The organism is Streptomyces sp. NPDC102278 (assembly GCF_044766345.1).
GTDB lineage: Bacteria > Actinomycetota > Actinomycetes > Streptomycetales > Streptomycetaceae > Streptomyces.
The window spans coordinates 34937-49716 of record NZ_JBIWLV010000006.1 but is presented as its reverse complement, the minus strand read 5'-3'; the positions used below and the strand labels follow the sequence as shown (position 1 = coordinate 49716).

14 protein-coding genes are annotated in these 14780 nt (G+C 73.9%); 12 read left to right on the top strand and 2 right to left on the bottom strand.

What is annotated here, in order from left to right; all coding sequences use genetic code 11:
* Positions 1-63: 63 nt before the first annotated feature.
* Positions 64-2199 (top strand): primosomal protein N', encoded by a 2136-nt coding sequence (locus ACIRO3_RS17005; protein ID WP_366000308.1) that lies wholly within the window; start codon positions 64-66, stop codon positions 2197-2199.
* A gap of 222 nt (positions 2200-2421) precedes the next feature.
* Here ACIRO3_RS17005 and ACIRO3_RS17000 read toward each other — a convergent pair whose 3' ends face one another.
* Positions 2422-2967 carry a hypothetical protein gene (locus tag ACIRO3_RS17000; protein WP_404137251.1) on the bottom strand — a complete coding sequence of 182 codons (546 nt, stop codon included), beginning with the start codon at positions 2965-2967 and terminating at the stop codon, positions 2422-2424.
* A 251-nt stretch (positions 2968-3218) separates the two neighbouring features.
* On the opposite strand from ACIRO3_RS17000, the gene fmt reads away from it, so the two are divergent.
* The 7 genes from fmt to ACIRO3_RS16965 all read left to right on the top strand — a co-directional run bounded on the left by fmt (position 3219) and on the right by ACIRO3_RS16965 (position 9033).
* The gene (gene fmt, locus ACIRO3_RS16995; RefSeq protein WP_404137249.1) at positions 3219-4163 is read left to right on the top strand and encodes a methionyl-tRNA formyltransferase; all 945 of its coding nucleotides are present in this window, start codon (positions 3219-3221) and stop codon (positions 4161-4163) included.
* A gap of 61 nt (positions 4164-4224) precedes the next feature.
* Positions 4225-5721 (top strand): RsmB/NOP family class I SAM-dependent RNA methyltransferase, encoded by a 1497-nt coding sequence (locus tag ACIRO3_RS16990; RefSeq protein WP_404137246.1) that lies wholly within the window; start codon positions 4225-4227, stop codon positions 5719-5721.
* Between the two features lie 211 nt (positions 5722-5932).
* Complete coding sequence (gene rpe / locus ACIRO3_RS16985; RefSeq protein WP_351375216.1) at positions 5933-6619, top strand: ribulose-phosphate 3-epimerase; 687 nt, start codon at positions 5933-5935, stop codon at positions 6617-6619.
* Positions 6620-6724: 105 nt separating this feature from the next.
* Positions 6725-7771 carry a sugar-binding domain-containing protein gene (locus tag ACIRO3_RS16980; protein ID WP_361779070.1) on the top strand — a complete coding sequence of 349 codons (1047 nt, stop codon included), beginning with the start codon at positions 6725-6727 and terminating at the stop codon, positions 7769-7771.
* A 95-nt stretch (positions 7772-7866) separates the two neighbouring features.
* Positions 7867-8088: a CarD family transcriptional regulator gene (locus tag ACIRO3_RS16975; RefSeq protein ID WP_053676605.1), complete on the top strand. Its 222-nt coding sequence runs from the start codon at positions 7867-7869 to the stop codon at positions 8086-8088.
* A 49-nt stretch (positions 8089-8137) separates the two neighbouring features.
* Positions 8138-8608 carry a ribonuclease domain-containing protein gene (locus tag ACIRO3_RS16970; RefSeq protein ID WP_404137240.1) on the top strand — a complete coding sequence of 157 codons (471 nt, stop codon included), beginning with the start codon at positions 8138-8140 and terminating at the stop codon, positions 8606-8608.
* The gene (locus tag ACIRO3_RS16965) at positions 8605-9033 is read left to right on the top strand and encodes a barstar family protein (protein WP_366000311.1); all 429 of its coding nucleotides are present in this window, start codon (positions 8605-8607) and stop codon (positions 9031-9033) included. Before ACIRO3_RS16970 ends, ACIRO3_RS16965 begins: the two co-directional genes overlap by 4 nt.
* Before the next feature lie 64 nt (positions 9034-9097).
* Here ACIRO3_RS16965 and ACIRO3_RS16960 read toward each other — a convergent pair whose 3' ends face one another.
* Entirely contained in the window at positions 9098-9427 is a 330-nt protein-coding gene (locus ACIRO3_RS16960; protein ID WP_404137237.1) for an antibiotic biosynthesis monooxygenase family protein, read from the bottom strand.
* A gap of 313 nt (positions 9428-9740) precedes the next feature.
* Between ACIRO3_RS16960 and ACIRO3_RS16955 the strand changes: the two genes are divergently transcribed.
* From ACIRO3_RS16955 to hemC, 4 genes are all read left to right on the top strand, one after another.
* Positions 9741-11033 (top strand): IS701 family transposase, encoded by a 1293-nt coding sequence (locus ACIRO3_RS16955; RefSeq protein ID WP_404137234.1) that lies wholly within the window; start codon positions 9741-9743, stop codon positions 11031-11033.
* Positions 11033-11935 (top strand): XdhC family protein, encoded by a 903-nt coding sequence (locus ACIRO3_RS16950; RefSeq protein ID WP_404137231.1) that lies wholly within the window; start codon positions 11033-11035, stop codon positions 11933-11935. The genes ACIRO3_RS16955 and ACIRO3_RS16950 overlap by 1 nt, the downstream gene beginning before the upstream one ends.
* A gap of 206 nt (positions 11936-12141) precedes the next feature.
* Positions 12142-13584, top strand: coding sequence for a GuaB1 family IMP dehydrogenase-related protein (locus ACIRO3_RS16945; protein ID WP_404137228.1), 1443 nt, complete (start codon positions 12142-12144; stop codon positions 13582-13584).
* A 167-nt stretch (positions 13585-13751) separates the two neighbouring features.
* Positions 13752-14681, top strand: a complete 930-nt coding sequence (hemC, locus tag ACIRO3_RS16940) for a hydroxymethylbilane synthase (RefSeq protein ID WP_404137225.1) — start codon at positions 13752-13754, stop codon at positions 14679-14681.
* Positions 14682-14780 lie beyond the last annotated feature (99 nt).

Here is a 14780-nt window from a genome sequence, read left to right as displayed (position 1 = left end):
GCCCCGGACCCCGCGGTCCGGGGCCGTGCGTCGTTGTCACCGGCATTTGGTAAGAATTCGGGTGTGAGCAGCGAGAGCGATTCCGAAGAGCGGCCCGAGGACGGGAGTCCCGGTGGCCCGCCGGAGCAGCTCGCGCTGATCCGGGGGATGGTGGCCGAGGCCAAGGCGACGGCCGAGGAGAAGGCCAAGCCCCGCACCTGGCGGGGGGCGCCGCTGGCCAAGGAGCTGCCGATCGCCAGGATCCTCGTCAACAAGGGGGTCCTGCACCTCGATCAGACCTGGGACTACGCCGTGCCCGAGCACCTGGCCGAGGACGCCCAGCCGGGCGTGAGGGTCCGGGTCCGCTTCGGCGCGGGAGAGGGCCGCGTCCGCGACGGACGCCGCGAGGGCGGCGGCCTGATCGACGGCTTCGTGATCGAGCGGATCGCGGAGACGGACTACGACCGGCCGCTCGCCGCGCTGGCACAGGTCGTGTCCCCCGAGCGGGTGCTGAGCCCGCGCATGGAGAAGCTCGCCCGGGCCGTGGCCCAGCGCTACGCGGGCAGCCTCGCCGACGTCCTCCAACTGGCGATCCCGCCGCGCCACGGACAGGCCGAGAGCCGACCCTCCCCGGAGCCGAGGCCCGCCCCCGACGTGCCGGAACCGGGCGGCTGGGAGCGGTACCCGGCCGGACCGGGCTTCCTGCGCGAGCTGGCGTCCGGCGCGAGCCCCCGCACGGTGTGGACGGCGTTGCCCGGTCCGCACTGGCCGGACGAGCTGGCGCGCGCGATGGCGACCACCCTGGCCTCCGGCCGCGGCGCGCTGGCCGTCCTTCCCGACGGGCGCGCCGCCGCCCGGGTGGACGAGGCGCTGACCGCGCTGGTGGGCAAGGGGCTGCACACGCTGCTGACCGCCGAATCGGGACCCCAGAAGCGGTACACGCAGTGGCTCTCGGTGCACCGGGGCTCGGTGCGGGCCGTGATCGGGACCCGCGCGGCCATGTTCGCGCCCGTCCGGGACCTCGGGCTGGTCGCCGTCTGGGACGACGGGGACTCCAGCCACAGCGACGACAACGCCCCCTTCCCGCACGTGCGGGAAGTGCTGCAACTGCGCTCGTTGACGGAGGGCTGCGCCTTCCTGCTGGGCAGTACGAGCTGCACGGTCGAGGCCGCCCAGCTGGTCGAGTCCGGTTGGGCCCGGCCCCTGGTGGCCGACCGGACGACGGTGCGCGCGCACGCTCCCCGCATCCGGACCGTCGGCGACGAGCTCCTCGCGCGCGACGAGGCGGCCCGCGTGGCCCGACTGCCCAGCCTGGCCTGGGAGACCGTGCGGGAGGGCCTGAAGTCCGGGCCGGTGCTCGTCCAGGTGCCCCGACGCGGGTACGTGCCCCGGCTCGCCTGCGAACGGTGCCGGACCCCCGCGCGCTGCGGGGCCTGCGCGGGCCCGCTGGAGGCGCCTGACGAGCGGGAGCTGCACTGCGGTTGGTGCGGGCGGCAGGAGAGCGCCTGGCACTGCGAGGAGTGCGGATCCTTCCGGCTGCGCGCCCAGGTGGTCGGGGCGCGCCGTACCGCCGAGGAACTGGGACGTGCCTTCCCCGCCGTGTCCGTACGCACCTCCGGGCGTGACCACGTGCTGGACCGGGTGCCCGACGCCCCGGCCCTGGTGGTCTCCACGCCGGGCGCGGAGCCGGTGGCGGAGGGCGAGGGCTACGCGGCCGCGCTGCTCCTGGACGGCTGGGCGATGCTCGGCTTCCCCGACCTGCGCGCAGGCGAGGAGGCGCTGCGACGGTGGCTCTCGGCGGCGGCCCTGGTGCGCGGCAGCGGCCAGGTCGTCATCGTGGCCGAGCCCACGCTGCGCCCCGTGCAGGCCCTGGTCAGGTGGGACCCCGTGGGACACGCGCTGCGCGAGCTGGCGGAACGCGCCGAGCTGCACTTCCCCCCGGTGTCGCGGATGGCGTCCGTCATCGGCCGCAAGGAGGCGGTGGAGGGCTTCCTGGCGACGGCGGACCTGCCGTCGGACGCCGAGATCCTGGGCCCGGTGCCGCTGCCGGGCCGCCGCGGGGAGGCCTCGCCGGGCGAGCGGGCGCTGGTTCGGGTGCGGCCGGGCAGCGGGGCCGCCCTGGCGGCGGCGCTCAAGTCGGCGCAGGCCGGCCGGCTGGCCCGGGGCGTGTCGGCGGCGGAGTCGGTGCGGGTCAGGATCGACCCGCCGGACATCGGCTGAGGGCGGCGCGGGCGGCCGATGGTTTCGCCGGAGGGCCGGAGGGCCGGAGAGCCGGGGCCGCTTGGCGTGGGGGCGGCGGGTGGTCGGGAGGGCCGTCGGGTGGTCGGGACGCCGAAGGCCCCCGGCGGGGCGACCGTTCGGATCGCTCCACCGGGGGCGGGGACTGCGCTGTGGCCGGATCGGCCCGGCCGTCGGGGGTCGGCGACCCGGCGGCGGGGACGATCAACCGTTGCGCGGTCCGGGGAAGGCCGGTGAGCGGGGGAGCGCCCCCGCCGGAGCCCCGGCCGGGGCCGTCGCCTGCGACTCCTCGCGTACGGGCTGCGGCGGTACGGAGCGCGCCGCCGGGATGGTGGGGAGCGGCCCCAGGGGGCGGGGGGCGGTCGCCTCGGTCGGGGGCGGCTCGGCCGCCTCGACGGGCTGCGCGCGCCGGGCCCCGTACCGACGGTGCACGGCCTGCTTGGTGACGCCGAGAGCCGAGCCGACCGCGTCCCACGAGAAACCGAGCGAGCGGTCGAAGTCCACCGCGGCGGTGACCAGGGTCTCGACGCTGTCCCGCAGTTCCTGCGCGAGGCGGACGGTGGGCGCGGGCGCCCTGCCGTAGACGACGAAGCCCGTGGAGGGACCTGAGCGGCGCGGGCGGTACACGTTGCCGAGCTGGGCGGTGAGCGTACGCAGAGCATCCACCTGCCGGCGAACCCGCTCGATGTCCCGCACCAGGAGGTGCAGGCTGGCCCGTGCTTGGGCGTCGTGGGTGGCGTGGTCGGCCATGAAGAAGCCTCTCGAACCGGTGCTGAAGAGCGGATGGGCCGCAGACGCCGGTGTGACGCGCAGCCCGTTTCGGTCAATCTCTCTTGACCAACGCTCCACCCGGTGCCCAGGTCACGCTGTGGGGGCGTGTCGGCATATGCGAGGGGCGCGCGCGTGTGCGCACGCCCCCTCGGGGCCGCAGGTGGGCCGCCTCGCGCGCACCCCCATAGACTGGTGTGCTGCTGACAGCCGAGATAGCGAGGTAGTAACCGGTGAAGCTCGTCTTCGCAGGCACCCCCGAGGTCGCCGTGCCCGCCCTGGACGCCCTGATCGCCTCCGGGCGCCACGAGGTCGCCGCCGTCGTCACCCGGCCCGACGCACCGGCTGGTCGTGGTCGACGGCTCGTCGCGAGCCCGGTCGCCGAGCGCGCCGAGGAGGCGGGGATCGAGGTCCTCAAGCCCACCCGGCCCCGCGACCCCGAGTTCCAGGCCCGGCTGCGCGAGATCGACCCCGACTGCTGCCCGGTCGTCGCCTACGGGGCGCTGCTGCCCAAGAGCGCGCTGGAGATCCCCCGCCGGGGCTGGGTCAACCTGCACTTCTCGCTGCTCCCCGCCTGGCGCGGCGCGGCCCCCGTCCAGCAGTCGATCATGGCGGGGGACCAGGTCACCGGCGCGTCCACCTTCCAGATCGAGGAGGGCCTCGACTCCGGCCCGGTCTACGGGATCCTCACCGAGGAGGTCCGGCCGACCGACACCAGCGGCGACCTGCTGACCCGGCTCGCCTTCGCCGGGGCCGGTCTGCTGGCGGCCACCATGGACGGGATCGAGGACGGAACCCTGCGCGCCGTCGAGCAGCCGACCGACGGGATCTCGCTCGCACCCAAGATCACGGTGGAGGACGCGCGGATCGACTGGAAGGCCCCCGCCCTGCGCGCCGACCGCGTGGTGCGGGGCTGCACGCCCGCCCCCGGGGCGTGGACCGTCTTCCGCGGCGAGCGGCTCAAGCTGATCTCCGTCGGGCTGGTGCCCGACCGCACGGACCTGGAGCCCGGGGCCCTCGCCCCGGCCAAGAACAACGTGTACGTCGGCACCGGTTCGCACGCCGTGGAGCTGCTCTGGGTGCAGCCGCAGGGCAAGAAGCCGATGAAGGGCGCCGACTGGGCGCGCGGGGTGCGGATCGCGCCCGGCGAACGCCTCGGTGGGGTCGACGTAGGCTGATCCCCTTCGTTCCTCCCCTCAGCACACCCGTAGCACCTCGTACATCCGGAGCACCTTTCACGTGAGCGAACAGCCTCGCCAGCCTCGTCGTCGACCCGCCGCCACCGGGGGAGGCAAGCCGTCCGGGGCCCAGGGCGGCAAGCCGGGCAAGCCGTACCGCCGGCCGCAGAAGGACCCCGTGCGGATGCTGGCCTTCGAGGCGCTGCGGGCGGTGGGGGAGCGGGACGCGTACGCCAACCTCGTGCTGCCGCCGCTGCTGCGCAAGGCCCGCCAGGACGAGAACTTCCAGGCGCGCGACGCGGCGCTGGCCACCGAGTTGGTGTACGGGACGCTGCGCCGCCAGGGGACGTACGACGCGGTCATCAAGGCCTGCATCGACCGACCGCTGCGGGAGGTGGACCCGCCGGTGCTGGACGTGCTCTCGCTCGGCGCCCACCAGTTGCTCGGGACCCGGATCCCGACGCACGCGGCGGTCTCCGCGAGCGTGGAACTGGCGCGGGTGGTGCTCGGCGACGGGCGCGCCAAGTTCGTGAACGCGGTCCTGCGCAAGATCGCCGCGCACGACCTGGACGGCTGGCTGGAGAAGGTCGCCCCGCCGTACGAGGACGACGCGGAACAGCACCTGGCGGTGTACCACTCGCACCCGCGCTGGGTCGTCAGCGCGCTGTGGGACGCCCTCGGCGGGGGCCGCGCGGGCATCGAGGACCTCCTGGAGGCCGACAACGAGCGGCCCGAGGTCACCCTGGTGGCGCGGCCCGGACGGTCCACCACCGAGGAGCTGACGGAAGCGCTCGGCGAGGACTCGGTCCTGCCCGGGCGCTGGTCCCCGTACGCCGTGCGGATGGCCGAGGGCGGCGAGCCGGGCGCGCTGGAGGCGGTGCGCGACGGGCGCGCCGGCGTACAGGACGAGGGCAGCCAACTGGTGGCGATGGCCCTGGCGGCGGCCCCGATCGAGGGCCGTGACGCCCGGTGGCTGGACGGCTGCGCCGGCCCCGGCGGCAAGGCGGCCCTGCTGGCGGCGCTCGCCGCGCGGCGGGGCGCGTTCCTGCTGGCCTCCGAGAAGCAGCCCCACCGGGCGCGCCTGGTGGAGAACGCGCTGGCCGGCAACCCCGGCCCGTACCAGGTCATCGCCGCCGACGGCACCCGCCCGCCGTGGCTGCCCGGCTCCTTCGACCGGGTCCTGATGGACGTGCCCTGCTCGGGCCTGGGCGCCCTGCGTCGTCGGCCCGAGGCCCGCTGGCGGCGTCGCCCCGAGGACCTCGACGGTTTCGCGCCGCTCCAGCGCGGCCTGCTCAGGGAGGCCCTCTCGGCGGTCCGCGTCGGCGGCATCGTCGGCTACGCGACCTGCTCCCCGCACCTGGCGGAGACCCGGGTGGTGGTCGACGACGTCCTCAAGGGGCGCGGCGCCGGCGCGTCGCCCGTCTCGGCCGAACTGATCGACGCCAGGCCCTACATGGCCGGCGTACCGGCCCTGGGGGACGGCCCGGACGTCCAGCTCTGGCCGCACCTGCACGGTACGGACGCGATGTACCTGGCACTGCTGCGCCGCACCGCCTGAGGACCGTCCCGCCGCCCCCGGCCCAGGGGGCGGCGTGCGGTGGGGCGGTGGCGGGATCCCTCGGCGGCCGCGGGGCGCGCGGCGCGGCCGTGGCAGGGATGGTGACGTGGGGCGAGTGGGGCGTGGCCCATGATCACTCGCGCGTTCCGCCCGGTACGGAGACTTCCGGGGTCATGGCCGGAACCGGGCGGGGGCATGGCAACCTTGGGGCATGGCCGTTCAGATCAATCCCAGCATCCTGTCCGCCGACTTCTCCCGGCTCGCCGAAGAGGCCAGGGCCGTCGAGGGCGCCGACTGGCTGCACGTCGACGTCATGGACAACCATTTCGTCCCGAACCTCACCCTCGGCATGCCGATCGTGGAGTCCCTGAGCCGGGCCACGGACATCCCGCTCGACCTGCACCTCATGATCGAGGACCCCGACCGCTGGGCGCCCCAGTACGTGGAGGCGGGGGCCGGGTCGGTCACCTTCCACGCCGAGGCCGCCGCCGCGCCGGTGCGCCTGGCGCGGGAGATCCGGGCCAAGGGCGCGCGGGCGTCGATGGCGCTGAAGCCGGCCACGCCGATCGAACAGTACGAGGACCTGCTCCCCGAGCTGGACATGGTGCTGATCATGACGGTGGAGCCCGGCTTCGGCGGGCAGGCCTTCCTCGACATCATGCTGCCCAAGATCCGCCGTACCCGGGAGCTGATCGCCAAGCACGGACTGGAGCTCTGGCTCCAGGTCGACGGCGGGGTCTCGGCCTCGACGATCGAGCGGGTCGCCGAGGCCGGCGCGGACGTGTTCGTCGCCGGGAGCGCGGTCTACGGCGCGGTCGACCCGGCCGCCGCGGTGCGGACGCTGCGTGAGCAGGCGAGTGCGGCCATCGCCGCCGCGCCCTGGGGTTGCGACCACTGAGACAAGGCTTGGTGAACAGCTCGGTGAACGGGGGCTGTGCAGGCTGATCAACGGCCGTCGGATCTGACAGGATGAACGGCGAGTCGAGAGTGTGAACACGAGAGTGTGAACAGCAGTGAGGAGAACGCGGTGTCTGCAATGTCGGCGGGACGGTCAGCCCTGCGGATGGGACCCGCGGAGCTGGTGCAGGCGGCGGCCATGGCGCGCCGCTTCTACCTGGAGGGGAAGTCCAAGATCCAGATCGCCGAGGAGTTCGGCGTGAGCCGCTTCAAGGTGGCCCGGGTCCTGGAGACGGCGCTGGAACGCGACCTCGTGCGCATCGAGATCCGGGTCCCGGCCGAGCTGGACGCGGAGCGGTCGGACGCGCTCCGGGCCCGGTACGGGCTGCGGCACGCGGTCGTCGTGGAGTCGCCGGCCGACGCGACCGAGGACGCTCCCGACCCGGAGAACCTCGGCGCGGTCGCGGCCGACCTGCTCGGCGAGCTGGTCAACGAGGGCGACGTACTGGGTCTGGCCTGGGGCAGGTCGACCATCCACATGGCCGCCTCCCTGCACCGGCTGCCTCCCTGCACGGTGGTCCAGCTGACCGGTGTGTACGACGCGGGGACCGCCGAGCGCGGCTCCGTGGAGGCCGTACGCAGGGCCGCGCAGGTCTCCGGCGGCGACGCGCACCCCATCTACGCCCCGATGCTGCTGCCCGACCCGGCGACGGCCGCCGCGCTGCGCGGCCAGACGGGCATCGCGCGGGCCTTCGAGTACTTCGACAAGGTGACCGTCGCCGCCGTCTCCATCGGGTCCTGGGAGACGGGCATCTCCACGGTCCACGACATGCTCACGGACGAGGAGCGCGCGCACTACGCCTCCCTGGGCGTCGCAGCCGAGATGTCCGCGCACCTGTTCGACGCGCAGGGGCGTCGGGTCGGACGGGACCTCGGCGAGCGCTGCATCACCGTCGAGGCGGACCGACTGCGTCGCATCCCCGAGGTCGTGGCCATCGCAGGCGGGCTGCGCAAGGCCTCCGCGATCGGGGCCGTGCTCCGGTCGGGCCTGGTGACCAGCCTCGTCACGGACACCGCGGTGGCCGACTACCTGCTCACGGAATCCGAGCCGGGGCTCCGGCCGGCCCTGGAGCGGGCCGACCCGGACGACTGACCGGGCCCGGTCGGCGGTCCGTGGTGCGGATGGTGCCGGAATTGAGATCCGAACGGCGGACCGTGGGGCGGCCTGTGGGGCGCATACTGGGTTCAATGACAAAGTCAGCAGTACCTCGCCGCCATTTGCCGTCCAGCCCGTTCAAGGCCCCTGTGGAAGCGCCCTTGAGGCACTTCAACGTGGGCGACCGGGTTACTCACGACGAACACGGTCTCGGCCGTGTCGTCGGGATCGAGGAGGGGATCGCCGTTCTCGTCGACTTCGGGTCGGTACAGAAACGAATCCTGAGTCCCTACACCAAGATGGCCGCGCTCTGAGGCCACCGGGCGATTCGCGAGCGAATCGGATATTTGGCACGATCGGTGCATGATCTTTCGGAACGTGCTCCGATCGTTGCTGCGTGTGCTGGGGGCGCTGTTCCTCTGTGTCGCGCTGGTCGGTGCGGCGGGCTGCGGTGCGAAGAATCCCGCGCCCACCGCCGCCAGCCCGCGGGCCTCCGGCTCGGCCTCGGCCTCCGCTTCCACCGGGGGCGACGCCGCCGTGCCGAAATGGGCGAAGGGGATGGCCACGGTACGCGCGGACGCGCTGCCGCGGCAGGCACGTGAGGTGCTGGCGCTGATCGACAAGGGCGGGCCCTACCCGTACCGCCAGGACGGGACCGTCTTCGGGAACTTCGAGAAGGCGCTGCCCCGACAGAAGCGCGGCCACTACCACGAGTTCACCGTGACGACACCGGGGGCGCGCGACCGGGGGGCCCGCCGGATCGTGACGGGCGAGGGCGGGGAGTTCTTCTACACGGACGACCACTACGAGACCTTCAAGGCGGTTCTCCGATGACCCTCGAAGCGCAGCCGCTCGAACCGGCCCTCGCCGCCGCGCGGGAGGCGGGGTGGACGACCCTCCGCCTGGACCTGGACGGGGTGCGGAGCAAGGCCGAGCTGATGCGGCGCCTCGGCGAGACGTTGCGGGCCCCCCGGTGGTTCGGCGGCAACTGGGACGCGCTGGCGGACGCGCTGATCGACCTGTCGTGGCTGCCGGCGGCGCCGGGTCGGCTGGTCGCGGTGACCTCGTGGCGCGGGTACGAGCGGGCCCGACCGGGCGACTGGGAGACCCTGCGGGAGATCCTGGAGGAGGCCGTGGACTTCTGGGCCCGCGACGACGAGGGACCGCCGTCCCCGCTGACCGTGCTGCTGGCGGACGGGGCGGCGCCGGATCGCGGGAACTCGCCCGGCCCTGCGCGCCGCGAACCTCGGCGGGACTGAACGGGAGAACGGGACCGAACGGGTGTGAAGGGTGGGGGCCTGGCCCCCACCGGGGACGAGGTGCTCATGACCGGGAGGCGGCCCTCCCCGGGCCGACCACGTCGGTCACCCGGTAGTGCTTCATTTCCTCGATGTTGCCCACGTACGGGCGGATCGCGCTGAAGAACGCCGGGAACTGCTCGCCCTTGCGGAAGCCCTCCATGTGGTCCGTGACCGAGGTCCAGCGGATGCGCAGGACGTACCGCTCGGCCTCCTCCTCCCCGTGGGCCAGCTCGTAGTCGATGCACTCGGGCGACGCGGCCAGCGACTCGGCGGCCCGGGCGTACGCCGCCTCGAACTCCTGCTGATCGCCCGGGGCGATCCGGTAGCGGATGTATTCAACGGCAGTGGTCATGGGGTGCGTGCCTCTCCCTGGGTTCAGGTGGTCCGGCCAGCCTTCCGCGATCTTGCGTTCCCGACGAGGATTTCGGCTGTGGGGGACCGGACTTCTTGATGTCGGAGTCGTCGTCCGAACCGAGGTCGGGGCCGCGTCGGTGTTCCGGGTGGAACGCGAAACCGTGCGGGTCGAGGCAAGGGGGGCGCGCGGGCAACCCGAGGAAGAGCGGCTCGAAACCGACGGTGACGTCAGGAAGTAGCCGTCTCGGCCCACGGCCGTTCTCCGCGGTCCCGTAGGGTATTGGATCCAGCTGGTCGCGGGGGAGGCCCAGATGGCGCGCGTAGCCCTGCCGGAGGATTCCACGAAGGAAGTCTCCGATGCGATCGACGTACTGATCTCGCTCTTCTTCGAGTCATTACCCCGGCGGGACCAGCGAAACTGGGCCCGCGTTTATCTGAATGGACTGGTGCGAACCACCGGGAAGAAGACCATCCGTAACATCGCCGGAGCCGGGGCCAGTTCCGTCGAACAGAGCCTCCAGCAGTTCATCAGCAAATCACCGTGGGACTGGACCCCCGTCAGACGGTCCCTCGCACAGCACCTCGAACGGACCGCCCAGCGCCCCCTGGCCTGGGTGGTCCAGCCCATGGTCGTCGAGAAGGCCGGCGACGCCTCCGTGGGCGTCGGCCGACAGTTCGTCCCGCAGCTGGGGCGCACCGCCAACTGCCAGCAGGCCGGCGGGATCTGGCTCGTCTCCAGCGAGGCCGGCTTCCCGGTCGAATGGACCCTCACCCTTCCCGAGGCCTGGACCGGCGAACCCCTGCGCCGCACGCGCGCGGGCATCCCGGACACCGCGCGCTCGCTCACCCCCGCGCAGGACGCCGTACACGCCGTCCAGCGGATGGCCGCCACCTGGCAACTCCAGCGGCGCCCCGTGGTGATGGACGTGTCCAACGCCGAACTGCCCCACTGCGTCGCAGCCTTCGCCCTCCAGGACATCCCGTTCGTCTTCAAGGTCGACGGGTCACTGCCCGTCTCCTTCGGCGGCGCGGGTCGCCACAAGCCCGGCCCGCACACCGCGCCCGCCCGGGAACTCATCGAGTCGCTGCGCTCCCGGCGGCGCGTCGTGGAGTGGACCCGGCACGGCCGCACCGAAAGGGCGGTGACCCTGCTGACCTCGGCCGCCATCCTCGCCACCGTCGCCGAGGGCCGGCCGCCACCGGCCCCGACCGCACCCCTGCTGCTCGTGGGGGCCTGGACGGAAGCCGCGCTGCTGCCGTCCGAGTTCTGGATCACGAACATCGGGGACCGGCCGCTCGCCCAGCTCTTCCTCCTCGCCAAACTCACCGACCGGGTCTCCCTGGACTTCGTCGAGACGTGCGAACCCGTCGGCATCCGCGACTTCGAAGGCCGCTCCTTCCGGGGCTGGCACCACCACGCCACCCTCGCGAGCGTGGCCCACGCCGCCCGGCTGCTCGGCTGCGCCACCGGCCGGGCCCACGAACCGGGCGCCCGCCCGCCCTGCCCGGGGCCGTCGCGGTCCCCCGCCGCCCGGTCACCCGCCGCCGCGCCGCCGCGCCCGCCCATTCCCGGGCAGGCCGCGCGCCGCGAGTACACCCGCTGATGCGTCGAGCGGCGGGCCTGGCCACCGTGGTCGCCGTCGGCGGGAGCGCGCCGCGCGGACCGGGCGCCTCGTCAGGCGTGGACGCCGCCGGCACCGCCTGCGGCTTCCTCTCCGGTGGCTGCGCGGAGTCGGCCGTGCACGAGCTGTGTCTCGACGCGATCGCCTTCGGCGAAGGCGGCGGGCACCGCTTCGGCCGCAGCGCCGACGACGCCTTCGCGGTCGGCCTGACCTGCGGAGGAGGCCTGGACGTGCTGATCACCCCGGCCCGACGGCAGGATCTCGTGCGATGCGATCTGCCCTGCACGCGTGATCGACGCCGCCGCCGGCGGGGCGCGGGCCGCGCCCCGCCCCGGGTGGTGTCCGGGCCGCCCGAGCAGCTCGGTCGGGCGCCGGCCGTCCGCGCCGACGGCTCGTACGAGGGGTGCCCGGGCGGCGCCCCGACCCTCGACGAGAGCGCCGGGGGTCGGGGCGCCGGCCGACCGGACCGGTATCGGGGAGCTCGCGGGACGACCGGCTGGCCGTGTGGGACGCCAGTGACCCTGCTGGTCGAATCGGCCGCCCAACGGTCCCGGCTGATCGTTTACGGGGCCATCGATTTCGCCGCCGCCCCGGCGCGGATCGGGGCGTTCCCCGGGCACCGGGTCACCGTTTGCGACGCCCGGCTCGTCTTCGCCACGCGGGCGGCTCCGGCCGCACCGGCACCTCGGCGCGGAAATGGGAGGTGGGGCGCCTGGACGCCCGTACGGCGGTCTGCGTACCGATCCCACGACGTCCGGTTCGACGCTCCGCTGCTCGCACTGGCCCTCGCCCTGGCCCTCGGGCTGCCACTGACCCACGTGGGAGCCGTGGGTTCCCGGGCGCACCCACGGGGAACGGGCCGGTCGACCGCGCGAGGAGGGTGACCGAGGCCGCGCCCGCCGCCCGACCGCGCCGCCCGCCCGGTTCGGGACCAACGTCCCGTAGGAAAGAACCACCCGGCCCGGTCTGTCCTGGACGATCTACCCGGGCCACACCCACACCAGGACGTGGGAGAATGAAGTACGTGCGTTTCCTCGGCTGCCCCGCCCGGGCATGACGGGCTCCTCCGAACGACTGGGATGTTCAGCACGTGCGTTTCCTCAATGACCTGAAGCCGCCGTACGACCTGACGTACGACGATGTGTTCATGGTGCCGAGCCGCTCCGCGGTCGGCTCCCGCCAGGCCGTGGACCTGTCCTCGCCCGACGGCACCGGTACCACCATTCCGCTCGTCGTGGCGAACATGACCGCCATCGCGGGGCGCCGGATGGCCGAGACCGTCGCCCGGCGCGGCGGCATCGTCGTCATCCCGCAGGACATCCCCATCGATGTCGTCACCGACGTCATCTCCTGGGTGAAGACCCGCCACCACGTGCTCGACACCCCGATCACCCTGGCGCCCACCCAGACCGTCGCCGACGCGCTGTCCCTGCTGCCCAAGCGGGCCCACGGCGCCGGCATCGTCGTCGACGCCGACAACCGCCCGATCGGTGTCGTCACCGACCACGACCTGACCGGCGTGGACCGCTTCACCCAGCTCTCCGAGGTCATGTCGAAGGAGCTCCTGCTCATCGACGCCGACATCGACCCGCGCGAGGCCTTCAACAAGCTCGACGCCGGCCACCGCAAGCTGGCCCCCGCCGTCGACAAGGACGGCAGGCTCGTCGGGATCCTGACCCGCAAGGGCGCCCTGCGCGCGACCCTGTACACCCCCGCCACCGACGCCGACGGCAAGCTGCGCATCGCCGCCGCCGTCGGCATCAACGGCGACTTCGCGGCCAAGGCCAAGCAGCTCCTCGGCGCGGGCGTCGACACGATCGTGATCGACACGGCCCACGGCCACCAGGAGTCGATGATCAGCGCGATCAAGGCCGTCCGGGCGCTTGACCCGCAGGTGCCGATCGTGGCGGGCAACATCGTCGCCGCCGAGGGCGTCAAGGACCTCATCGAGGCCGGCGCCGACATCATCAAGGTCGGTGTGGGCCCCGGCGCCATGTGCACCACCCGCATGATGACCGGCGTGGGCCGCCCGCAGTTCTCCGCGGTGATGGAGTGCGCGGCCGAGGCCAGGAAGCACGGCAAGCACGTCTGGGCCGACGGCGGCGTCCGTCACCCGCGCGACGTGGCGATGGCGCTGGCCGCCGGTGCCTCGAACGTCATGATCGGTTCCTGGTTCGCCGGGACGTACGAGTCCCCGGGCGACCTCCAGCAGTCCGCCGACGGTCGCTTCTACAAGGAGTCCTTCGGCATGGCCTCGGCCCGCGCGGTGCGCAACCGCACCTCCGAGGAGTCGGCCTACGACCGCGCCCGCAAGGCGCTCTTCGAAGAGGGCATCTCCACCTCCCGGATGTTCCTCGACCCGACCCGTCCGGGCGTCGAGGACCTGATCGACTCGATCATCGCGGGCGTGCGTTCCTCGTGCACCTACGCCGGCGCCGGCTCCCTCGCGGAGTTCGAGGAGAAGGCCGTGGTCGGCATCCAGTCCGCCGCCGGGTACGCCGAGGGCAAGCCGCTGCACGCCAGCTGGAGCTAGCCACCCGCCTGACCGGCGCGTCCTCGTTCGCGGCCCCGGGCCCGCCCCTTGCGGGCGGTCCGGGGCCGCGGGCGTTCGCGCAGGCCTTCCCGACCCGCTGTCTGCATCACCACCACCCCGCCGCTCGTAGCCTGGTGACACCCCGTCAGGATTCGAGAGGCTCTTCTGTGACCACGTATCTCGTCGGCTCGCGCGCGAGCAATCTGGCCCGGACCCAGGTCCGCGAGTTCCTCGCGCCGCTGCGCGAACGGTTTCCCGACGTGGCGTTCACCCACCGCGTGATCCTCGAAGGCGGGGACCGGGACCGCCGCTCGCCCCTGTCCAGCGTCTCCGCCGTCAGCGGCGGCTCGGCGTTCAGCAGCGAACAGGAGGCGGCGCTCGTCCGGGGCGACGTGGACGTCGTCGTGCACTCGCTCAAGGACCTGCCCACCGAGAGTCCGACCGGCCTGACCCTGCTCCCCCCGCCCGCCCGCGAGGACGTGCGCGACGCGCTGTGCGGATCCACGCTCGCCGGACTGCGCCGGGGAGCCCGGGTCGGCACCGGGTCCGCCCGCCGCAAGGCCCAACTCCTCGCCGTCCGGCCCGACCTCGACGTGGTGCCGATCCGCGGGAACGTGCCGCCGAGGCTCCGCAAGATCCAGACGGAGGGGCTCGACGCGGTCGTCCTCGCGGCCGCCGGTCTGCACCGGCTCGGACTCGCCGACGCGGTGGGGGAGTTCCTCCCGCTCCGGGACTTCCCCCCGTCGCCCGGGCAGGGCGCGCTCGGCATCCAGGTCCGCGAGGGGTGCGGCGCGCTGCGCGAGATCCTCTCCGCGGTCGGAGACCTCGACACCGACGCCCAGGTGCGCGCGGAGCGCGCGCTGCTCGCCGAACTGCACGGCGGGTGCAGCGTCCCCGTGGGCGCCCACGCGCGCATCGCGCCCGACGGGACCCTCACCCTCCACGCCCAGGTCAGCTCCCTCGACGGCCGCCGCAGGGTGTCGGGAACCCTCACCGGGCCCGCGGACGCGCCCGAGAAGATCGGCGCCGCCCTGGCCGGTGAACTGATCGACGAGGGCGCCCGCGAGATCCTCGACGCGGCCCGCGCGGCCCTCTGACGGCGGCGCGGGCCTGGCCGCCGCCGGGCGCCGCACTGACGGGCAGTGCCGGTGGCGGCCCGTCAGTGCGGCGCCCGGTCGGTGCCGGCGCCGGTCGGT

Excerpts from the sequence above, each read along its gene's own strand:
- ACIRO3_RS17000 (WP_404137251.1), bottom strand. The coding sequence starts at position 2,967 with ATGGCCGACCACGCCACCCACGACGCCCAAGCACGGGCCAGCCTGCAC.
- rpe (WP_351375216.1), top strand. The coding sequence starts at position 5,933 with ATGGCCGTTCAGATCAATCCCAGCATCCTGTCCGCCGACTTCTCCCGG.
- ACIRO3_RS16975 (WP_053676605.1), top strand. The coding sequence starts at position 7,867 with ATGACAAAGTCAGCAGTACCTCGCCGCCATTTGCCGTCCAGCCCGTTC.
- ACIRO3_RS16970 (WP_404137240.1), top strand. The coding sequence starts at position 8,138 with ATGATCTTTCGGAACGTGCTCCGATCGTTGCTGCGTGTGCTGGGGGCG.
- ACIRO3_RS16965 (WP_366000311.1), top strand. The coding sequence starts at position 8,605 with ATGACCCTCGAAGCGCAGCCGCTCGAACCGGCCCTCGCCGCCGCGCGG.
- ACIRO3_RS16960 (WP_404137237.1), bottom strand. The coding sequence starts at position 9,427 with ATGACCACTGCCGTTGAATACATCCGCTACCGGATCGCCCCGGGCGAT.
- ACIRO3_RS16955 (WP_404137234.1), top strand. The coding sequence starts at position 9,741 with ATGGCGCGCGTAGCCCTGCCGGAGGATTCCACGAAGGAAGTCTCCGAT.
- ACIRO3_RS16950 (WP_404137231.1), top strand. The coding sequence starts at position 11,033 with ATGCGTCGAGCGGCGGGCCTGGCCACCGTGGTCGCCGTCGGCGGGAGC.